The following is a 20,872-nucleotide window of genomic DNA, read 5'->3' as shown; positions in this document are numbered from 1 at the left end:
AATTGCTAATACATCAGATAATTGATTTTCTGGGGAATAAAAAAACTCAACGATATAACTAAGAATTTTAAAGAAGATGTAGAAAAAGACGATTGCAAAAAAATAGAAAATAATATTGCTACTAATTCTAGTTTTATTCATTTTGGGTATTCCTCTTCTCAGAAGATATTAATGGAATCAGCAAATAATTGGCGTAGCCTATGATCTTTTATATCTGGTTGGGCTGAATTTTTCACTACCTTTAAAGTTATAAACCGGTTTGATAAAGCTGGCAATCTTAACTGTTTCTTCAACCTTTTCTAAAATTTCGTTCATCGACTTATAGGCCATTGGAGCTTCATCAAGTGTTTCTTCAGAAACAGATGTCGTCCAGATGCCTTTCATGGTATTGTGGAAATCATTCATGTTTAAGGTCTTCATCGCTTTTGTCCGGCTCAGGACGCGCCCAGCCCCATGCGGTGCCGAATAATTCCAGTCCTCGTTGCCTTTGCCGACTGCTAAAATGGACCCGTCCCTCATATTAATTGGGATAATAAGACGTTCGCCTTTTTGCGCGGAAACCGCACCTTTTCGTAAAATCAGATTGTCGGTATCAATGTAATTGTGCACCGTATCGAAACGTTCTATTTCTTCAAAGCCCATATTATCGGTAATCGCCCTGGCAATTTCTTCACGGTTTGCTTTCGCAAAGCTTTGCGCTAATTTCATATCATAAATATAATTTTCAAAGTCCTCGCCTTCCAAATAGGCTAAATCGTTTGGAATAACAGGATTCTTATCCTTGTAGCCTTGGATGGCTGCCTGGATTTCCTTTTGACGTCCTTCCGCCTTTAATTTTTCAATCATCTCGCCTAAGTCATGTTGACGATGCCTTGAAATGGCTACTTTTTGATAGTAGGTGGCAATCTTTGATCCAACATAACGGCTGCCTGTATGAATCGTTAAATAGTGACGGCCATCGGAATCGACAGAGACTTCGATAAAATGATTGCCTCCGCCAAGTGTTCCTAAGCTATAAAGACTTCTATTTTCACTTAAAATATGCTCCGCTTTAAATTCTTGAATGGGCGGAAAACTCGTGTTAATAAACCTGACCGTCTCCTCTGAATGAAGATCCTGCCCGCTTGGGACATAGGTACGGATAACCTGATCAAGCTTATTAAAATCCACTTTTTTGTCCTGCAGCTTGACGGTTAAGACACCACAGCCGACATCGACGCCAACCAGGTTGGGGACAACTTTATCCTTTAACTGAATAGTGGTGCCAATCACACAGCCTTTTCCAGCATGATAATCTGGCATAATACTAATTTTTGTTTCCTTTAAAAAAGCCTGATTGCACAGTTCTTGAATCTGCTCAATCGCTGTTTCCTGCGGATAATTTGAAAATACCTTTGCTTCTGTTTGTGACCCCGTTACATTAATCACTTGTTTTCCCTCCTTCAAAAGCAGATTACCAAAAGGCTACCATCAATTGGATATTTGGGCAACGTATTTTTAATTGTTTTGATTGGAGAAAAGATCCATTTCAAATCTACTGATTTATTAAAATCCATCCCAGCCATCCGACTAAAATAAAATTGGGAATGACAAACAAAATGGCTAACCAGATCCTTTTATTTGCTATAAATTTCCCCGCAACAAGATAAAGGCCTGGAAATATTAAACCCCAAACTAGAAAAAGTGGTGTAGCCGCTAGGTATAAAGACATTGGTAATATAAGGATTGAGGATATTACAAGGAGTTTAGGTTTCCTTGTACCTATGGCTATAATGGAGAGAATGAGTGAGGCAATCGTACAAGGCCAAAATAATAACTGCATAAGGCACCTCCGGACTCCTTTATTAAATATAAATTGGTCATTATCTGTTGACCTCCTTTTCCTTCCAATTACTACTAGACTATTTAAAATTCTATATAAAAAGGATGAAGTTTTTCTGTTAAGCAGTACTCAATTCGTTGTCTAAAATTTTTCCAAGTGACCATTTCTAATGCTTCATTAATCGGAAAGAAGCCTACCTCTAGACTTTCCGAGCTTGTTGCTGGTTCTCCTCCCACAGGCTTTCCCAAAAATAATGTGTTACAAATGCAATCATTTACATTTTGAAACACTCCACAAAATTTTGTAACTTCAATATCTATACCAGATTCTTCTTTTGTTTCCCTTATGGCTGCATCCTTCAAAGATTCTCCTTCTTCTACCTGTCCCCCAGGCATTTCCCATCCTCTTCGCGGGCCTTTTATTAATAAAATCTCATTTTGCTTATTTAGCACAATAGCTGCCGCTGAAACAATATGCTTTGGTATCATCTTTATATCCTCCATTTTCTACAACAAATGCCTTTCAATATTCAATCCAAAATCCACAAATATTTACACCTTTTATTTCTTCAATATTCCCTTTATCGTCAGCAAGTTGAATAGAGCCCTTTGCAAACAGCAAATACCAATCAAATGTATCTTCTCTTACTGAAAGAATTTCTACCTTAGCCTTTAATGCACCATAATCTGTTATTTCCGGTGTTACTTTTACACATTCCAGCCCTTCGACACATTGGTACATTTCTTTACTATTAATATAGTTTTCAAATGAAGCGGGATGAGTTGGAACTCGGTAAGTAGAAAAAAACAAGAAAAAAATGAAAGTAATTATTAACTTTTGAGAAAACCTTCCTTCACCTTTTTCAGATTTTTTACAAATTAGTATTCCTATTATTGAATAAAAGGTTATCCAAAGCATCCAGTCAATTTCAAAGAAACGATTAGCAAAAAATGAATTTATTGCCCCAAAAGACAAATAGCTAGCTATGTTTGATAGTGATTTGGGAAAGTACGTATCCATTACTTCTTTATCGAAACCTTTTATAATAAATTGATAAAACGAAATAACAAAAATAAGTACCATAAATACATAGTTCAAAATTAACACTTCCTAATTTCCAATTGTCATCCTTATATATTCGGTAATCTTGAGAAAATAACCTTCAATTATTTTATTCGAAAAAAAGCGGTCTTCATGATTGAAGAACCGCGCCCGTTTATTTACTTAGAATTCCGTTTTATATTCAATCTTCTTTGCCTTATACTAACCGATCATTAAAAATTGTAATGGGATGAATCTTTTGATTTACTATTCTATCTACAATCTGCCTAATAACACTTGGGTCACGAAGTTGATTATTATCAATATTCATGAGCTCAGATACCTTTATCCACTTACTATCTATTATTACGTCCTCTTCAAGCCTCAATGATCCGCCAATAATTTCAGCGGTAAAATGAAATAAAATCACTTGATCATTTGAACTACTGATGAAGTTATATACACCAGTTGTACTAGTAAGTTTCACATCAAATCCTGTTTCTTCTTTTACTTCCCTGCAGGCTGCATCAAGTATATCTTCTTTAGACTCAATACGTCCGGATGGAAAATTCCACTTATTGATTGCAAATGGTTTATTTTCTTTAATAATTAAAACTTCGTCGCCATTAATGATTGAAACACTAACAACTAATACTATTCCATTCTGAGGCATTTTCTTATCACCTATTTTTATATTTTTAAATAATCTAGCCAAAAGTTAGAACCTTCAGTCTTTAATGCCGGTTCAATTACTCAGTTGCAGACAATTCCAAAAAACAGCCCTTCTCCGTTAAGAAGAATTCATTTTTTAAAATTCGATGATCGGATAGAATAAATCGCTTGCTCGGCTCCAAATCTGCTAATTGTTCTTTCTAATTCCATACCTACTCTCTCTAGAAGCCTGCAAGAGAACTTATTAGCAGTTTGTGTTTCCGCCACTATTTTTGCAAGATTCAATTCATTTAATGCAAAAGTAAGTATCACTTGAACTACTTCTGTTGCATAGCCAGATCCCCACCAATTGGGTAAAAACTGATATGAGATTTCCATATACACTCTCTCGTGGTGAGGGTCAAGAGAAACCAAACCAATAAAATTATCTGCGTGTTTTTCCCTTACAACCCAATAAAAAGAGTCGTCACTTGAATTAAGCATTTCATCCATTACTTCTCTAATCGAATCTTCCTGACGTATGCCCCCAAGATATCTTCTTACTTCCTGATTTACATATAATTTTTTCACATCAAAATAATCCGATTCTTGAATGATATTAATAAAACATCTATCTGTTTCAAACAAATAATTCAACTCCCTATAGTTCGAGGAAAACTCTTAAACAAGGATTTTTTCTAATATAATCATTTAAAATATTGAGTGGAAACTTTAGTTTACGCCTAGAACTTAGTTTACAAGAGGAAAGGCTGGAAAAATAAATTTTTATAATTCAATCCAAAACCTTTTAATAATATTTCCATCTTCTTCAATAAAGTCCGAATCTGGTACGCCGCCATTATTCAATATTGTTTTTTCCGAACCAATATTACTCTTGTCACAAACAACGAGGACTTTTTGGATTCCTAGTTCTTTCGCTTTTTCTAATGATAATGATAAAAGTTTCGTAGCATATCCTTTTCGCCGCTCAGAGGGACGGATGCCATAACCAATATGTCCGCCACAGTTTAATAGCTTATCAGTTAGTCGATGTCGAATATTAACAGCACCGATAACTTTTTTATCATCATTAACTAACCAGAACGTTGTGTCAGGCACCCAATTTTCAGGGAGATTTATTCCATTCTCGGAATCAAGAAAAAATTGAATCATTTCTTGGAAATTTGAGGGATCTTTACTAATGACCCACGGGACCATGTCCTCTCCACTTTCCTTCCATTCCCGGTAAAAGGACAGATATTCTGTTTCTAATTCCATTGTTGGTCGAGTTAAATATACATTTGGCTCTATTGGATTCACCTTCTAACAAAATTTTATAAAGTAATTAACTTTTGACAACCTTATTATTATTTTATTTTCGGATTGTCTTCGATTTCAATCTCAAGTTTCCCATTTGCATCAATAGATTTTATTTTTATTACAGCATTGCCTGAATATCCTTTTTCAAAATATCCAATTACATATTCTGTGTTTAAAGATCCAAAATTATCAATATACTTTAGCAGCAAAGCTCCCTCAACAAAATCCTCAGTGGAGTTTTTAATCGTATTCAAGTTGAGTTTATAGGTTTCACCCGGCGCGAGCGGTGGGATCTTAATATCTGAATTAATATTTTCATAGGTCAAATACATCTCCGGTATTTCTTCGTTTGTTTGATTTATCACCTTTATATCGATTCCTACTCGTCCAAGAAGAAAAACTGCAAGACCGACAATCGCTATTATCATAATAGTGATGACAATTAATATTTTTTTCATTTAAGCGCCCCTACATAAATATTAGCTTCCAAAATCCTTTACTAAACTAACCTCAATATCCAAGAATTTGAAAGGCTTCCGATACATCCTTATATTGAAAATACACTTTCCTTCCGAATATATCCAGCCCTGTTAATCCAATAAACATGATTTATGGTTGCAGTTACCCATTATTAAGCTCCTGAACCTTTTGTTAAGTTAATAAACTCTTCCGCATCTTTAATGGATAATTGCATTCCTTTTTCCCAAAAAGCTTGTGAAGTAATATCTTCCCCTAAATGCTTCATTACCAATTCTTCAATGGTCATCCTGCCTGAATCACGTAGCAGGTCTAAATAACTTTTTTCAAATTCTTTTCCTACTTTCTTTGCCCGTGCATAAAGGTTAAGAGAAAATAAGTACCCGAAAGTATAAGGAAAATTATAAAATGGAGTATTAGTAATATAAAAATGTGGTGTCCAAACCCACGAATGAATAGAAGCACCATCAAGGGAGCCTTGATAAGCTTCAACCATTGCCGTTTGCATTAATTCATTTATCCGTGATGAAGAAACGATTCCATGTTTTCGTTCCTCGTAAAATCTCGTCTCAACCAAGAACCTAGAAGGAATATTCATGAAGTTCATCACAGTGCGTTTTAATTTTTCATCCAGTAAAAATAATCGTTCGCTAGTGCCGTTCGCTTTTTCCATGGCTGCATCTAACATGATCAGCTCAGAAAATGTTGAGGCTGTTTCAGCCATAATCATCGGATATTTTTTATTCATACCTTTGACGGGATTCATTGCATAGTTATGAAAGGCATGACCTAACTCATGTGCTAGTGTTAAGACATTTGTGATTCTCCCGTCATATGTCATAAAAACTCTTGATTCTCCCGAAAGTGGAAACCCTGCACAAAAGGCAACAGCCGATTTATTCGGTCGATTTTCTGCTTCAATCCAGCCCTTTTCAAAGGCATTGCGCGAAAAACTTTCTAATTCCGTTCCAAACTGACTAAAATGCTCTATTATAAAATCAACAGCTTCTTCATAATTCATTTTTTGAGTACTTTGTGAAATAGGTGCCCAAAAATTATAGGCTTGCATCTTTTTATCACCGAACATTTTTGCTTTCTGGTTTAGGTAATCAGCAAACAGTTGTTTGTATTTATTAACTGCTGCCCACATGGCGTTCAGTGTTTCCTCTTTAATGCGGTTGTCCTTAAGAGGTTTTTCTAGAACATTTTTTATACCACGCTTTTCGTATACTTGTAATCGGAAACCAGCAATATGATTGAGGATCTTTGCAAACAGGTCTTCTTTCTCAGTCCATATTTCTTCTAAAGCCTTATGGGATTCCATTCGAACTAATTCATCAGGATGGGAACGTAAATTAATCGTTTGGCCAACTGATAATTCGTTATTTTCACCGTTGATTGAAATATTAACTTTAATACTACTAATAAGAGAATTATAAAACTGTCCCCAAGCATGATAGCCATCAACCATTAGATTGGACACTAAACTTTCTTCTGTTTCGGATAGCTGATTTTCAGCATTCTCTCGCCATTCGTTTAGAATAAATTTATAGCCACTTAACCGATCAGTATCAAGTAGGCTTTTCCACAAAAGTTCGTTTGTGTTTACAAGGACGTTTTTTATTTTTTGTAATGCAGACTCAAAGCGGGCACTAATAGAGGATGTCTTTCCTCGGAGTATGGCAGCATTCTGATCCTTTGGATTCTGCGCTAGAAGACAAGTAATAAAAGAATTTGCCTGTGACAAGTTCAGCTGAATACCAATTGTTTGATCAATAATATCTGCTATTTTTAGCGAATCATTTATTTCAAGTGGAGTATGAAAAAATTCTAATCTATTTTCCAATTCATCAACTTTTATCTCTACCTGTTCGATATGGTAACAAAATTGAATTGATTGGCTTCCCCCTGGAAATAATTTTTCTAAGTCCCAAACTTCTCTATACCTAGTTTCATTCATTCAATTTCCCCCTAAATTGTATAATGAATCAAATAGCTATTCCTGACCCACTCTGAATATTCCAAAAATGAAGGGCGGTAATTCCACTAAACTGTCCAGTAGGTCACAAGAAATATTAAAAAGTAAGGGAATTGTATACTTCCCCGATAATCCCCTTCAATTGATGAACCCCTAAATCGGTATTCGTCATTATCACTGCTCCAGTTTCTAAATAAGGATACGCCACCATCATACATTGAAAGCCCACACCCCAGCCGAGTGATGAAATTTCAATTTCATGCTCTGATTCATCTAGAAAAACACCTAGTCCAGTCCACTCTTTACAGCCCTGTGAGTTAATCATTTCTTTTCCTTACTTGCAGAAAGACCAATCTTACTTTCATCTTTTAAAGAACTCATAAATTCAATTACCAGACTGGCTAAATCATATGGTGTTGTCCATAGTCCGGAAGCTGCCGGATAGGGATAAATCGGATATTTAGCATTGACTATCTTTCCATTTTTATGACCACAAGAAAAATCTTCTCTTCTTTCTTTTGGTATTGTCTGTGGAAATGAACTATTTTTCATTTTTAATGGTTCAAATATATATTCATTCATTGCGTCATAAAATGACTTTCCAATGCAATCCTCTATTAGCTGTTGTATGATACAAAAACCTGCATCTGAATATTGAAAGTCGCTCCCTGGTTCATACATCACTTCAATAGGTACATTGCAATAAGGCGATCTTCCCTCCAATAAATCGACCATAGCTGGAAATCCTTGAGTGAAATTAAGTTCAGGAAAACTACCATCCGGGTCTATAACCCCTGATTGATGACAAAGCAGCCGCCGTAATGTTACTTTATTATTTTTCGTGAATTCATTATCAGGAACCTTCCACGATGAAAGTCTGTTATTTACGTCTTCATCCAAATCGAAGACACCTTGTTCCGCTAATTTCATAACTAGCATTGACGTTACAAATTTACTAATTGAACACGCATTAAATATAGAATTATTGTTTACAATATTTGTGGTTCCTGCCTCAAGGGCACCAAAGCCTGCTGTCATATTGATTTGGCCATTATCAATTAATGCGATACTTAAACCAGCTACATTATAATGTTCCATACGCTCGCTAATGTTTATATTTTTTAGCTTCATAAAAGCCCTCCGCTCTTTGCAACATTAGAATAATTTTAACACGAATATACGTTCTAATGTATATTTTTGGACTGCTCATTATTATTTTATTTTTCTTATTTCATCAAAGAGTGTCACTAAACAATTACATAAATATTAATATGCAACAAAAAAGAGCCTTTTGGCTCTTTTTACAGGTCATTCCTTCACTAATCCGCCTCTTAATTGGTTCACACCAAATTCTAAATAACCCTTTAAACAGGTCAGCATGAAAACCCAGCCTTCTTTATTATCTAGCAATTGACTAATTAGAGCTTCATCATTTTCATTAAATCCAGCTTCGTTAACTTCAATAATTGTAGTTGCATGATCCGTCTCATTCAGCGTAATCGTAACAATATGCCCTTCGCCATTTGCTCCCCATTGGAATTCGATTTTCTTATTTACCTCGATTTCCTTTATTTCTATATCCAGTTGCGCATTGTATTCAACATATCTCACTGTAATCGTCTTACCTTGCTCCCATCTTTCCGAACTCGATGAGAACCAAAAATGACCGATTTTCGTAGGATCGACGAATGCTTCAAATACCTCGTTCGCTGGTTTGAATATTTTCATTTTTGTCACGTTGTTCATACACTAAATCATCCCTTTATGGATTTTTTTAAATACGTATTATTTCTGAAAGTTGAGCAGCCAGCCAATGCCAAACTTATCGACTAAGTTTGCATGAATCGCTCCCCAGAATGTATCCTGCAGCTCAGCAGTTATCTTTCCGTCTTTGCTTAGAGCGTCATACACTCTTCTAATTTCTTCTTTGCTTTCACATTCTAAGCTAATTCGTACGTTATCCCCTTCATGGGTTTTACTGAAGGTATCTGAAAAATGAATGATACTGTTACCAAGGTGTAGTTCGGCATGCAAACACTTGCCATCCTTGCTTTTTTGAAAATTAATTATTTCCCCGCCAAAAAGACTTTGGTAATACTCCATGACATCACGGCAGTTATCTATGAATACATATGGACTAGCACTTTTCAAAAGAATCCCTCCCAATTTTTGATAAATTCATTTTATCACTGATGCTTCTTAAACTTAAATGAGTCGATTATTGATAAAAGGCATTTACCGTCTTTTGCTTTGTAAAACCATCGTTATTGAACAGATAATTTTTTAAAAAAGCAGTTTAATTAACCACTGCACAACCAGAACTAAAATAGCCGAAATAACAACTTCAATTGGTAGTCTTTTTATTCCCCCGTATTTATACTTTGAATCAAAGAGGATCCTACAGCCGTAGAATACTAAAATGCCAAGAAACAAATTAATATAGCTTCCTAACGCCACTAGCCTCACTACCCTTTTTTTTAAAACTGCTCTTTTAATTATTCAACAGAATAGCTTTTAGTGTTTGGGCATTTTCTTTATCTAATGTTCCTAAAGCATTCTCTTCTCTGTCAATAATCGTTGCTGATGCATCGCCTTGATTAAACCAGATAAAATATTCAAACAATCTCTCTGGCATATTTTTATCAAACGTGAAGAATAAAGTAGCCTTCACATCTTCTTTTCGAGACATTTTAGCCTTTACGTTCTGTTCCCACTCAATTTTTGCAAATACTTCTCTTAAAGTTTTAATCTTTTCTTTCTCTGTTATTATTATTTCGTTGTCACTGTGTTCACCTGTTAATATTTGAACATCTACTCTAGTTAGTTGGTTCAAATCAAACTCTTTAGGAACTTCTTTCGAGCATCCAATAAGAGTTATTAGGAAGATAGTAACTATAGATAAATTCATAAGAATTTTTTTCATTCAAGAACCCCCATTATCAATTTTAATTCTATCTACCTTTTTTATCATTCACTCCTAGATGGATATTCTCCAATTATACCCAAAAATATCTTCTGCAACATCTTTGAATCTATAGCTCTCTCCAATTCATTTCTGTGGCGATTAATCCATGAATATTTCCATACACCATTTTGCCATAATTCCATGCTTGTCCCTTACTACATAAATCGCATTAATCTGAAAAACGGCCACCAATAAAGAAAATTGGTGACCGTTCTTCAATACTATTAATAGATCGTTTGCATGCCTTTTCCAGCGACTGTCATCCATTCGAATTGACGCAGGCGCACCTCAAATAGTGTCAGAGGATCGCGGAACATTTCTGGATTAGCATTCATGTTATTTAGCATTTCCTGGTTCGTCTGAATCCCGGCACTTGCTTCTTCAACAGAGCGATTCAACATCGTTAGCGGGCTCTTGAAAAACATCGTGACATCCCGCTCCAATGATTTTTCAAACAGTTCAAAGGGACGGAAAAACTGCTGGCAGACCAACTTAGCCGCTTCATCATAATCCTCATTTTCGACAAATGATTTGTATTTGTTATAAAGCATTGCTTTGTTTTGCGACAGGGCGCCAAACAGTTTTCCAGCGCTTTTTAATAAAAATTGCGACGGTGTCCGGCGGAGCAGAATATTAATTGAATCCAGCTGAAAACGGCTCGTCATCCGGTCCGTATCGCGGCGCCAATCATCTAGTACTTTGAAGTCACACTCCAGCTTGAGGCGCTCGTCCCCGTACATCTGATTAAAGCTTTCTGCCATCTCATTCAAAAATTCCTGACCTTGCTCAAACTCCTCTTTGCAGCGCACAATCCAATCCTGAAGCAAGCGGTAATATTTCGGCATCACCTGCTCCTCCAAGTAAGCTTGAAGTCGTCTGTTCATCTCGTCATTTAATTCCAAGTGGATATTGCTAAAATTGCTATCTTCCTTGATTAGGACCGAACACTCCTTTAGCAAACTCGGGACTGTCTCTGCAATATCGATTTCAATCGCATCTTTAAATGCGCGATATGACTTCGTGAACGCTTTTGTTTTTTGTGCCTCCGTATCCTTCAGTTGATTGACGGCTCCGGTTAACTTCATCAACATTTCTTCATTCCAGCGCACTGATTCTACCAATTGATTCTCCACATCAATCCGCTTTTGCAACAGGCTGGCAATCGTCGTTCGAATATAGAACAATAGCTTTGCCAGACGCTTATCTTCTATGTTTATCGAATTGTTAATTGATTGAATAAACTCTTTTAAATCCTTCAACTGTGAACCGCCCTCATATTGCGAAGAAAACGCAAAAACTTGGGATTCCGGAAGATAAGTTTGAATGGTGGACCTAGTTTCCTCAAAAATCCTGATTGCTTCCTGCTCGCCGGTAATTGTATCCATTTTACTTATAATAAAATGAATCGGAATCTCAGGTGCTACGTCTTGAATTTGTGTTAGAACACTACGCTCCTTTTCCGTAAACGGGACATTAGCATCAAGCACAAATAGGACATTGTCAGCAACATGGAGACTTTTCAGAATTTCATTACGATCGTGAAGGCTGCCCTTAAGTCCCGGTGTATCAATGAAAGCAACCCTATTTCCTTTTAAAAATGCGTTCGGCCGCTTAAATTCAATGATTGATTCGAGCGCATTGCGGCGGCGATCCATTCGTTCTTGGAAATCAGAAAAACCAGCTAGATTGGTAATCTCCCAGTCGGTAATTTCAGTGATGGCTAATTCATTCTCGTCTTTAAACATGACGACAGATGAGGTTGGGCTATCCTGCAAATCTTCCCCTAAAATTGTATTAACAAACGAAGATTTCCCGCTGCCACTTAACCCGGTAATGAATATATGTTGGGTGTCAAAGTCAATTAATTGATCGACAAGCCATTTTAAACGGTGGTTCTTACCCATCTCATGGTCCTCTGCCCAATTCATAATGGAATCAAATAGTGTCAGGCACTCATCCAGTTCATCCATGTCTGTTTCTGTCATACTGATTAGGTTTTCTGCTTCACTCACAATCGTCGTACTGATACTTGCTGGAAAAAGCTCATTCCAAGAGAGCACGGCTGCTGACGCTAGGACTACATTAGCTTGGTCAGCCAACCGCAGCCAGTTCGTTAACAGGTCAGGGATAAATTCCTGAATTTTTTTAATAAAATATCTGCCGTCAATAAAGCTAAAATAAGTTTCCTTATGAAGCATGGAAAGCACTGGCCAGTTTTCATTTCGATCCAGGTCAAGATTTAATAATAGGTGGTTGATTTCTCTTAACCACGCTAAATAAGTTTCCTCATTCTTGTAGCTGTTCCAAAGCGCGGAAACGAACTGCTCAAATTTCTCCTTGTCTAGTTCAAACAGTAAGATCAAGGCTTGGCTAAAATAACTAGGTGCTAGGCTTTTCGTTACACCCTTTTCTACATACGTAATAACCATATCAAACCAAACCGGCGATTCTGTCCGTTTGGCTTCATTTACAGCTAGTTCAATCGCATTATTCCAATCCTGTTGTTCCTCGAAAAAAGTACGGGCGATTTCGGTAACATTCGGGTAATCAGGATTGGCATCGATCGTTTTTTTCATCACCGAAACGGCTGCATCTAGCTTGTCGCGCTCGATATAGAGTGAAAATAACTGTAACGCTACTTCTGTATTTAAGGTTGGATCATCTGAGACAATCGCTGTGTAAATATCCTCAGCCGTCGATAGCATCCCTAACTCATAGTAAGCATCGGCGGTATTTTTCTTCGCCCATGACTCTAGATCATTACTAATGTTTTCCCATTTAAAAATCGCCGCTTCAAAATCTTTGTAATGAAAATAGACTTCACCTTGGGCAAAGCGAATGTGGGATAAATCAGGCAAATCCTTTTCTGCTTCCTCCTGAAACGCTTCGCCAAGAACACGAATCGGCTGACTATTTTCATGCTCATTGATGAACATTTCATGATACGTTTTCTGTTTTAATTGCTTCTCTATTGACATTTCATTCCCTCCAATTGCAACACTCTATGTCATTCATATGGAAAAGAGGCGTAATTATTCCTCATACTATTCGACGGATATGTAAAATATAAGTCTCAATTAGTACGATTCTACCAAAGGATCTTTTTAAAAGGATGTCAGTTGTATTTCATTTTGGAGACAAATTAAAACTTTCGAGCTAGTATCAATAGAGAGTTCTGCGGGTTATAATTAAGACAAAGACCTAAAGGAGCAGTTAACCTTGGAACAGGAACAAGCACTTTTTTTAGCCAATTGCATCGAAAAATCACCTCCCGCCGCCTATGAGATAAAGAAATTAGAAACAGTTGGCGGGACTCTTCCAAAGTTTCACCAATGGACAAATGGGAAGAAAACGTTAGCAGCCTATGAGGTGACCCGGCCTGCAACGGAAACCGGCTATTACTTTGTATTTATTGATTGGCACCGCAATGACATTTATTATTTGGTAATTTATGCCCATGATAAAAAAACGACAGTCGCAGAGCTCCGGCAAGTAGAGGAAATTGACGAAGCACAGCAAATCGTCTGGTCATACAAACCATTTAAACGTGATGGAAAAAACGATCAGCGGAAAGCTTATTTTAAGCAAATGTTTGGCTCAACAACGGTGCACATCAAGCTTCCGGCAGCCGCAATGGAAGTGGAGTCATTTTTTGAACAAGTTTTTAAGCTATGCCAAAACCGAATAAAAGCAGATCGAATTGTGGATGTTTTTGATTTTGAAAATTGATTGGAGTGTGGAAAATGACAGCCTATAAGAATTGTCAAAGCTGTGGAATGCCTTTAGCAAAGGACGAGCATGGAGGCGGAACCGAAAAGGACGGGTCAAAAAGCACCAAGTATTGCAGCCACTGTTATTTGAACGGAGAATTCACTCTTCCCAATATAACAATGGAGGAAATGAAGGAAAGAGTGAAACAGAAGATTGTTGAATTCGGGATGCCAAAGTTTATTGCTGGTTTGTTTACTAGAAATATTCCTAAACTGGAAAGATGGAAGAGATGACGTAGTGTCGTCTTTTTTTTATCTTTCCGCTTATTTATTATTAGTGATTAATCCGACAGTTGGCTCCGCTTTGCCGACAGTTGGCGAAGCTTTTCCTTCGAATGACTTTGGTTGCCTTATCGTTCCACTTTCCAATAAGTCCGTGTTCCGTTATTTCTTATTACTGCGTCTTTCGGAACCTGCACTAGCACGAGCATAAATCCTAGTATATCAACACTGGCCCCCATTGAATTAAGGATAATGAAAAATATCATGGATCCTGTTAATTGGCCGAAGACACCTAGAATGAGCGGGGCCAAAATCGATAGAATCGCAAAAGGGGCAATCGATATCAGCAGAAACCTTGCCTTGGTTAATGATTGCTCTGTATGCACATATCCGCCGAAAAAGGTCAGCCCCATATAGGTATCCTTTGATTTGATGAAATTGGGTATGAAAATTAAATGAAAAAATTCATGAATAATAAGCATCAGAAATACCCCAATAATAAGGCCAATAATAACATCAAGATGAATCGTAAGCGTGATTGCATCCCCTGTAAAAAAAGTGTTATTTATCGAAAAGTCCGAAAAGAAATAGATAATTCCAATTGAAATAAGCATATTGAGGTACATGAATGGAACAGAAAGAATAATAGCTGAAGGAAGCGTTTTTGGCTCTTTCAGCGGATTCCAGGCACTGTTCAGTAATTCTATGTGTGTTTGCTCATTAAATTTAGGCACTTTATTCCGTATTTTAATAGAAATCTCCTCCTAAACCAATATTGCGTTCCAAGCCACCATCTACCATGGAAATAAAATCAGAGAACCATCCCTGCCAATAAAGGCGGTGTGAGCAGAGCAAGACTTCTCACATTTATAGCCGAAAAACGTATATTTTCCACTCAACTTGGATATACTGATTCGCTTTTGCGGCGCTCCGCCCCTTTTCCACACAAAAATTAGTGGGAAACATTCCCACTAATCGTAACAAAATAAGGGACTGCTGTCAGCCCCAAAGTGGTCAAAATATGCTTTATAAAACTTTACTTAAAAATGCCTTCGTCCGTTCCTCTTGGGGATTGTCAAATAATTCTTTCGGGGTATTTTCTTCGACAATCAGGCCGCCGTCCATGAAGAGAACGCGGTCGCCCACCTCTTTGGCAAAACCCATTTCATGGGTCACGACTACCATCGTCATCCCCTCTCTGGCCAGCTGCTTCATTACTTCCAGCACTTCACCGACCATTTCCGGGTCGAGGGCTGATGTCGGTTCATCGAACAGCATGATGTTCGGCTCCATCGCCAAAGCTCTCGCAATCGCCGCCCGCTGCTTTTGCCCGCCGGATAAGGAATCAGGGTAGGCCTCTGCTTTATCCACTAAACCTACTTTTCTTAAAAGCTCTAATCCTTTCACCCTCGCTGTTTCTGCTGAAACCTTTCTTACTTTCATCGGTGCGAGCATAATATTTTCAATCACCTTTTTATGGGGAAATAGATTAAATTGCTGAAAAACCATCCCGACCTCAGACCGTAACTTATTAATGTCTGTTTTTTTATCCATCAAATCTGTCCCGTCTATAAAGACATGTCCCCCGGTAATCGTTTCAAGCATATTGATGCAGCGTAGAAATGTCGATTTACCGGAGCCGGAAGGTCCAATCACAACAACTACCTCCTGGGGCTTGACGGTCACATTGATATCCTTAAGAACCTCATTCGTACCAAAGGATTTTTTTAATTTTTTCACTTCTATCATTCTGTAGCCAACCTCTTTTCAAGGAGAGATAATAGGGAGCTTAACGAAAGAGTTAATACAAGATAGATAACAGTAGCTGTAAGATACGGCTCCCATGCGCGCATATATTGTCCTTGCATCGCCCGGCCCCAATACATTAGCTCAGGGACGGCAATTAACGCCGCAAGCGAAGAATCTTTAATTAAGACAATGAACTCATTGCCTAGCGGCGGAATCATCCGTTTAAATGCCTGTGGCAAAATAACATACCTCATGGCTTGTCCATGTGTCATGCCGAGCGACCTAGCCGCCTCCATTTGCCCCCTATTGATCGATTGAATCCCGGCACGAAATATTTCTGAAACATAAGCAGCTGAGTTTAAGGAAAGAGCCAAAATCGCGGCCAAGATGCCATTCGTTGTATCTAAAAATGCAGGTACAACAGCAAAATGAATTAATAAGATTTGCACCATAAAAGGAGTCCCGCGAAAAAAGTTGATATACCATCTAAACGGCAAAGCCCACAGCTTTTTTCGCATCATTTTTCCTAAACCGATAAATAATCCGAGTACTGTGCCGATCAAAATACCCGCAACGGATAGGCCAATGGTTAATAACGTTCCCTTTAGAAAAAGAGGAGCGTATTCTACAATAAGATTCCAACGAAAATCCATCTCTCGATCCCCTGCCTAATGTGAAAATTTGCTTTGCTTTTTATTTATCCTAATCAAAAATTGCGTAACTGCTTTGGAAAACTAGTTACGCAATTTCATACGCTATTGCTGCTCTTTTAATAATTTTATATCAGGCTTGATTTTGAACCATTTTTCATAAAGCTTTTCATAGGTTCCATCTTCTAATAGTTTGTTCACAGCCTTATCTAAATCTGCCTTGAGCTTGCTTCCCTTTGGTAACAAAAGGCCGTAGAATTCCTTTTCAAACGTACCATCGTCTTCAATGAAAACGAAATTGTCGTTCGGATTATTTTTCACATAGGTTTCAATAACGGTGTTATCCGCCACAACGGCATCCACGCCACCTTTCTTCAACTCAAGGATAGCTAGATTGTTGTTTTCAAATTTTTTAAGTTTATCATTATTCTCGCCAAAAAGTTTCTCAACCGCTTCCTGGCCTGTCGTCCCATTCTGAACGGCAATCTTTTTGCCTTCCAAATCTTTGGCACTCTTAATTGGGCTCCCTTTTGGGACAAGGATTTCATTTTTAGATAGAAAGTACGGAACGGTAAAATCATAGGTTTGTAGTCGTTTAGGTGTGATCGTAATCGCAGAAACGGCAATATCGGCTGTTTTCCCTTCAATTTCAATAAAAACTGGATCCCACCCGACGTTTTCAACCTTTACAGGGTAGCCAGCTTCCTTTGCTACTGCCTTGACAAAATCAATATCAAAGCCGACAACTTCTCCTTTATCCTGATATTCAAACGGCGCATAGGCAGCATCTGTCACCACCCTCAATGTCTTCTTTTCACCATCCCCGCTTGTTTTGCTTGTGCCGCAGGCCGATAGAATAAGAGCTAATGAAACAAGTAAAACGGTTGTGAACATTTTTAATTTCTTCATTTCTTGCCCCCCATTTTTTTTGCTATTTTATTTTCCACTATTTTCATATTTTTATTGTAATAGACCCAGGAGAAAAACCGCTTTGTACAATCATACGTTGACCTTGTCCAAAACATTCTCTCTATTTTATTTTCAATGTAGCATTCCTGTTTACAAGAATGGGATTACTTGGAGCAGTGATTTTTTTTCGGGAGAATTATTGGGACGTTCCTCACCTTTTTTTAAAGTGTGAGGATTTTTTTTTATGATTTTTTGAATATTTTTAAAAAATTTTTTTACCCTCTTAACCTTATGAGGACACGAATGAAAACGCTATCAATTATTTTGACTAATTTGAATTATCTGATTTTTGTATTGACCATGTTTCCAATTGGTTGTATGATTATCGAAAATAATCATCTATAAGGAAACACTGTCTTCGGTCATCACCGCCATATTAGCGCGGGATGAGGCAAGGCAATTCTTTTTAAAATTTAGGTTTAATCATTTAAAGCGTTTTAACATTAAAGAGGAGTGGTTAGGTTGGGAAGTCAATGGATTTTCCTTGGCGGCGAGTTCGTCAAGAAAGAGGATGCTGTCGTATCAGTTTATGATCATGGTTTTTTATATGGTGATGGAGTCTTTGAAGGTATTCGCGTCTACAGCGGAAACGTCTTTAGGCTCGATGCCCACCTGAAAAGACTATTTGAATCAGCACAATCCATTATGCTGAAGATTCCATACACACAGAAAGAAATGACGCAATTAATCGTGGAAACGGTCAGAAAAAACCAGCTGGAAAGCGCCTATATTCGTGTCGTTGTTTCCCGCGGAAAAGGAAATCTCGGCCTGGACCCTTCTTCCTGCTCAATACCAAATGTCATCATTATTGCCGAGGAATTGACGATGTATCCGAAGGAGTTCTACGAGCGCGGCATCAAAATTGCCTCGGTCGCAAGCCGCAGGAATCGTCCAGATGTTCTAAGCCCTCAGATAAAGTCGCTAAATTATTTAAATAACATTTTGGTTAAATTAGAAGCCAATCAAGCCGGAGTCGAAGAAGCACTTATGCTGAACGACCAAGGTTATGTAACAGAAGGTTCAGCTGACAATATCTTCATTGTGAAAAATGGAGTTGTCTATACCCCGCCTGTTTACTTAGGCGCTTTAGAAGGAATTACCCGCAACGCCATTATTGATGTGGCCAGGACCAAGGGCTATGAGGTTCAAGAATCGCCGTTTACAAGACATGATGTATATGTTGCTGATGAGGTGTTCTTAACCGGAACTGCAGTGGAGGTCATTGCTGTTATTGAGGTAGACAGCCGTGTCATTCAAGACGGAAAACCTGGAGCCGTAACCAACGACCTTTTAGAAGAATTTAGAAAAATTGTAACAACAGACGGAGTGGCTTGTTATCCAACAAGTACAAACCATGCCGTTGTAAGTTAGGAGATAGCAAAATGAGAAGCGATATGATTAAAAAGGGGATTGATCGAGCCCCCCACCGTAGCCTATTATACGCAACCGGGGTAACCGTGAAAGATTTAGAAAAACCGTTTATCGGTGTTTGCAACTCGTTTATTGAAATTATTCCTGGACATAAACACCTTAATCATTTCGGTGAGATTGTCAAAGAAGCCATCCGTGAAGCCGGCGGCATTCCGTTCGAGTTTAATACGATTGGCGTTGATGATGGCATTGCCATGGGGCATATCGGTATGCGTTACTCACTGCCTAGCCGTGAAATTATCGCCGACAGTGCCGAAACGGTTATCAATGCCCACTGGTTCGATGGTGTATTTTACATTCCGAACTGTGACAAGATTACTCCGGGAATGCTGATGGCCGCTGCTAGAACCAATGTTCCTTCAGTATTTGTTTCAGGCGGGCCAATGGAGGCAGGTGTTTCTTCTTCGACTGGAAAGAACCTTTCTCTCACATCAGTTTTTGAAGGAGTTGGTGCTTACCATAACGGCACGATTAGTCAGCAGCAGCTGCTTGAAATCGAAACTCAGGCATGCCCTACTTGCGGTTCCTGTTCTGGGATGTTTACCGCAAATTCGATGAACTGTCTTATGGAGGTTTTGGGAATGACAGTTCCCGGTAACGGCACAATCGTTGCTACTTCTGAAGAAAGACACGAATTGATACGTCAAGCAGCTCGTCATTTAATTGATTTAGTGAAAAAAGATATTCGCCCGCGTGACATTATTACTAGAGAAGCCATTGATAATGCCTTTGCTTTAGATATGGCCATGGGTGGATCTACCAACACTGTGCTACATACTTTGGCGATCGCCCACGAGGCCGGAATTGACTATGATTTACAGGATATTAATAAAATTGCTGAAAAAGTTCCTTATTTAGCAAAAATTATGCCAGCATCAGATTATTCGATGGATGATGTCCATAAGGCTGGCGGCGTTAGTGCCATATTAAACGAGCTTTGTAAAGTTGATGGTGCACTGCATCAGGATTGCTTGTCGATTACCGGAAAAACGCTAGCTGAAAATGTGAAGGATGCAACAATCCTTAATGAACAGGTTATTCGCCCGAAAGACAACCCATATAGCCCAGTTGGCGGATTATCAATCCTGTATGGAAACATTGCTCCGGATGGCGGCGTTATCAAGGTCGGCGCGGTTGACCCATCGATTAAAACCTTCCTTGGTGAAGCGATTGTGTTTGAATCCCAGGACGCGGCACAGGAAAACATTCATAACGGCACCGTCAAGTCAGGCCATGTAGTTGTCATCCGCTATGAAGGTCCTAAAGGCGGACCTGGAATGCCGGAAATGCTTGCCCCAACCTCAGCGATAGCTGGGCGCGGTTTAGATAAGGAAGTGGCGTTGATTACAGACGGCCGGTTCTCCGGTGCAAGCCGCGGAATCTCTGTTGGACATATTTCACCGGAAGCCGCAGAAGGCGGACCGATCGCCTTTGTTCAAAACGGTGACAAGATCTTAATTGATCTTGAAGGCCGTTCCATCGAACTTCTCGTAGATGAGGAAGAATTGGCTGAGCGACGCCGCTCATGGGTGCAGCCGGAGCCAAAAATTAAATCTGGCTATCTCGCAAAATATGCAAAGCTTGTTACCTCCGCTAATACTGGCGGGGTAATGAAAATATAAACATTTAATTTTATATTAGCCGCACTGCTATTTGATTACTGGCGCGTAACACGCTTTTACTGGCGGATAAGCTCTTATTACTAACGAAAAGTCCAATTTGGAAATATAGGGATTCACTAGTACCCCTCCCCTTCCTAAGAAGATAAGGTGCTAATCAAACTGACATTTTAATAAAAAAATCGATGACGGGAATAAAGGAATAAGA

At 38.3% G+C, this 20,872-nt stretch carries 20 protein-coding genes and 1 pseudogene; 4 read left to right on the top strand and 17 right to left on the bottom strand.

What is annotated here, in order from left to right; genetic code table 11:
• Positions 1-198: 198 nt before the first annotated feature.
• The 13 genes and pseudogenes from ACFVSW_RS21200 to ACFVSW_RS21140 all read right to left on the bottom strand — a co-directional run bounded on the left by ACFVSW_RS21200 (position 199) and on the right by ACFVSW_RS21140 (position 13,232).
• The gene (locus ACFVSW_RS21200) at positions 199-1,428 is read right to left on the bottom strand and encodes an RtcB family protein (RefSeq protein WP_387318602.1); all 1,230 of its coding nucleotides are present in this window, start codon (positions 1,426-1,428) and stop codon (positions 199-201) included.
• 477 nt (positions 1,429-1,905) lie between these two features.
• Entirely contained in the window at positions 1,906-2,310 is a 405-nt protein-coding gene (locus ACFVSW_RS21195; RefSeq protein WP_387318601.1) for an NUDIX hydrolase, read from the bottom strand.
• A gap of 34 nt (positions 2,311-2,344) precedes the next feature.
• The gene (locus tag ACFVSW_RS21190) at positions 2,345-2,920 is read right to left on the bottom strand and encodes a hypothetical protein (RefSeq protein WP_387318600.1); all 576 of its coding nucleotides are present in this window, start codon (positions 2,918-2,920) and stop codon (positions 2,345-2,347) included.
• A 160-nt stretch (positions 2,921-3,080) separates the two neighbouring features.
• The gene (locus ACFVSW_RS21185) at positions 3,081-3,536 is read right to left on the bottom strand and encodes an NUDIX hydrolase (protein ID WP_387318624.1); all 456 of its coding nucleotides are present in this window, start codon (positions 3,534-3,536) and stop codon (positions 3,081-3,083) included.
• Between the two features lie 128 nt (positions 3,537-3,664).
• Complete coding sequence (locus ACFVSW_RS21180) at positions 3,665-4,162, bottom strand: GNAT family N-acetyltransferase (protein WP_387318599.1); 498 nt, start codon at positions 4,160-4,162, stop codon at positions 3,665-3,667.
• 138 nt (positions 4,163-4,300) lie between these two features.
• Positions 4,301-4,792, bottom strand: coding sequence for a GNAT family N-acetyltransferase (locus ACFVSW_RS21175; protein ID WP_387318598.1), 492 nt, complete (start codon positions 4,790-4,792; stop codon positions 4,301-4,303).
• A gap of 89 nt (positions 4,793-4,881) precedes the next feature.
• Positions 4,882-5,292, bottom strand: coding sequence for a hypothetical protein (locus ACFVSW_RS21170; RefSeq protein ID WP_387318597.1), 411 nt, complete (start codon positions 5,290-5,292; stop codon positions 4,882-4,884).
• Between the two features lie 173 nt (positions 5,293-5,465).
• The gene (locus tag ACFVSW_RS21165) at positions 5,466-7,271 is read right to left on the bottom strand and encodes a M3 family oligoendopeptidase (RefSeq protein ID WP_387318596.1); all 1,806 of its coding nucleotides are present in this window, start codon (positions 7,269-7,271) and stop codon (positions 5,466-5,468) included.
• 115 nt (positions 7,272-7,386) lie between these two features.
• Positions 7,387-8,420: pseudogene (locus tag ACFVSW_RS21160) on the bottom strand (serine hydrolase domain-containing protein).
• 177 nt (positions 8,421-8,597) lie between these two features.
• Complete coding sequence (locus ACFVSW_RS21155) at positions 8,598-9,035, bottom strand: SRPBCC family protein (protein ID WP_387318595.1); 438 nt, start codon at positions 9,033-9,035, stop codon at positions 8,598-8,600.
• 39 nt (positions 9,036-9,074) lie between these two features.
• On the bottom strand, positions 9,075-9,440 hold the full coding sequence (locus tag ACFVSW_RS21150) for a VOC family protein (protein WP_387318594.1): 366 nt from the start codon (positions 9,438-9,440) through the stop codon (positions 9,075-9,077).
• A gap of 340 nt (positions 9,441-9,780) precedes the next feature.
• Positions 9,781-10,212, bottom strand: coding sequence for a hypothetical protein (locus ACFVSW_RS21145; protein ID WP_387318593.1), 432 nt, complete (start codon positions 10,210-10,212; stop codon positions 9,781-9,783).
• A 266-nt stretch (positions 10,213-10,478) separates the two neighbouring features.
• Positions 10,479-13,232: a dynamin family protein gene (locus ACFVSW_RS21140; RefSeq protein ID WP_387318592.1), complete on the bottom strand. Its 2,754-nt coding sequence runs from the start codon at positions 13,230-13,232 to the stop codon at positions 10,479-10,481.
• A gap of 241 nt (positions 13,233-13,473) precedes the next feature.
• On the opposite strand from ACFVSW_RS21140, the gene ACFVSW_RS21135 reads away from it, so the two are divergent.
• A complete protein-coding gene (locus tag ACFVSW_RS21135) occupies positions 13,474-13,983 on the top strand; it encodes a hypothetical protein (protein WP_387318591.1) in 510 nt (169 codons plus the stop codon).
• A 14-nt stretch (positions 13,984-13,997) separates the two neighbouring features.
• Positions 13,998-14,258, top strand: coding sequence for a zinc ribbon domain-containing protein (locus ACFVSW_RS21130; protein ID WP_387318590.1), 261 nt, complete (start codon positions 13,998-14,000; stop codon positions 14,256-14,258).
• A 116-nt stretch (positions 14,259-14,374) separates the two neighbouring features.
• Here the strand turns inward: ACFVSW_RS21130 and ACFVSW_RS21125 are convergent, their stop codons facing one another.
• The 4 genes from ACFVSW_RS21125 to ACFVSW_RS21110 form a co-directional block, all read right to left on the bottom strand.
• Complete coding sequence (locus tag ACFVSW_RS21125; protein WP_387318589.1) at positions 14,375-14,980, bottom strand: DUF3267 domain-containing protein; 606 nt, start codon at positions 14,978-14,980, stop codon at positions 14,375-14,377.
• Between the two features lie 292 nt (positions 14,981-15,272).
• On the bottom strand, positions 15,273-15,995 hold the full coding sequence (locus tag ACFVSW_RS21120; RefSeq protein WP_387318588.1) for an amino acid ABC transporter ATP-binding protein: 723 nt from the start codon (positions 15,993-15,995) through the stop codon (positions 15,273-15,275).
• A complete protein-coding gene (locus tag ACFVSW_RS21115) occupies positions 15,992-16,648 on the bottom strand; it encodes an amino acid ABC transporter permease (protein WP_387318587.1) in 657 nt (218 codons plus the stop codon). The genes ACFVSW_RS21120 and ACFVSW_RS21115 overlap by 4 nt, the downstream gene beginning before the upstream one ends.
• A gap of 102 nt (positions 16,649-16,750) precedes the next feature.
• Positions 16,751-17,554: a basic amino acid ABC transporter substrate-binding protein gene (locus ACFVSW_RS21110; protein WP_387318586.1), complete on the bottom strand. Its 804-nt coding sequence runs from the start codon at positions 17,552-17,554 to the stop codon at positions 16,751-16,753.
• Between the two features lie 522 nt (positions 17,555-18,076).
• Between ACFVSW_RS21110 and ilvE the strand changes: the two genes are divergently transcribed.
• Positions 18,077-18,985, top strand: a complete 909-nt coding sequence (gene ilvE, locus ACFVSW_RS21105) for a branched-chain-amino-acid transaminase (RefSeq protein ID WP_387318585.1) — start codon at positions 18,077-18,079, stop codon at positions 18,983-18,985.
• Between the two features lie 11 nt (positions 18,986-18,996).
• Positions 18,997-20,667, top strand: a complete 1,671-nt coding sequence (gene ilvD / locus ACFVSW_RS21100; protein ID WP_387318584.1) for a dihydroxy-acid dehydratase — start codon at positions 18,997-18,999, stop codon at positions 20,665-20,667.
• Positions 20,668-20,872: the final 205 nt, after the last annotated feature.

It is taken from the genome of Neobacillus sp. NPDC058068 (genome assembly GCF_042885335.1).
Classification (GTDB): Bacteria; Bacillota; Bacilli; order Bacillales; family Cytobacillaceae; genus Neobacillus.
This window is presented reverse-complemented; position numbering and strand designations above follow the sequence as displayed.

What these genes read in the sequence shown, in the direction of transcription:
- ACFVSW_RS21195 (WP_387318601.1), bottom strand. Translation starts at nt 2,310, where the DNA reads ATGATACCAAAGCATATTGTTTCAGCGGCAGCTATTGTGCTAAATAAG.
- ACFVSW_RS21185 (WP_387318624.1), bottom strand. Translation starts at nt 3,536, where the DNA reads ATGCCTCAGAATGGAATAGTATTAGTTGTTAGTGTTTCAATCATTAAT.
- ACFVSW_RS21175 (WP_387318598.1), bottom strand. Translation starts at nt 4,792, where the DNA reads ATGGAATTAGAAACAGAATATCTGTCCTTTTACCGGGAATGGAAGGAA.
- ACFVSW_RS21170 (WP_387318597.1), bottom strand. Translation starts at nt 5,292, where the DNA reads ATGAAAAAAATATTAATTGTCATCACTATTATGATAATAGCGATTGTC.
- ACFVSW_RS21165 (WP_387318596.1), bottom strand. Translation starts at nt 7,271, where the DNA reads ATGAATGAAACTAGGTATAGAGAAGTTTGGGACTTAGAAAAATTATTT.
- ACFVSW_RS21155 (WP_387318595.1), bottom strand. Translation starts at nt 9,035, where the DNA reads ATGAACAACGTGACAAAAATGAAAATATTCAAACCAGCGAACGAGGTA.
- ACFVSW_RS21145 (WP_387318593.1), bottom strand. Translation starts at nt 10,212, where the DNA reads ATGAAAAAAATTCTTATGAATTTATCTATAGTTACTATCTTCCTAATA.
- ACFVSW_RS21140 (WP_387318592.1), bottom strand. Translation starts at nt 13,232, where the DNA reads ATGTCAATAGAGAAGCAATTAAAACAGAAAACGTATCATGAAATGTTC.
- ACFVSW_RS21130 (WP_387318590.1), top strand. Translation starts at nt 13,998, where the DNA reads ATGACAGCCTATAAGAATTGTCAAAGCTGTGGAATGCCTTTAGCAAAG.
- ACFVSW_RS21120 (WP_387318588.1), bottom strand. Translation starts at nt 15,995, where the DNA reads ATGATAGAAGTGAAAAAATTAAAAAAATCCTTTGGTACGAATGAGGTT.
- ACFVSW_RS21115 (WP_387318587.1), bottom strand. Translation starts at nt 16,648, where the DNA reads ATGGATTTTCGTTGGAATCTTATTGTAGAATACGCTCCTCTTTTTCTA.
- ACFVSW_RS21110 (WP_387318586.1), bottom strand. Translation starts at nt 17,554, where the DNA reads ATGAAGAAATTAAAAATGTTCACAACCGTTTTACTTGTTTCATTAGCT.
- ilvD (WP_387318584.1), top strand. Translation starts at nt 18,997, where the DNA reads ATGAGAAGCGATATGATTAAAAAGGGGATTGATCGAGCCCCCCACCGT.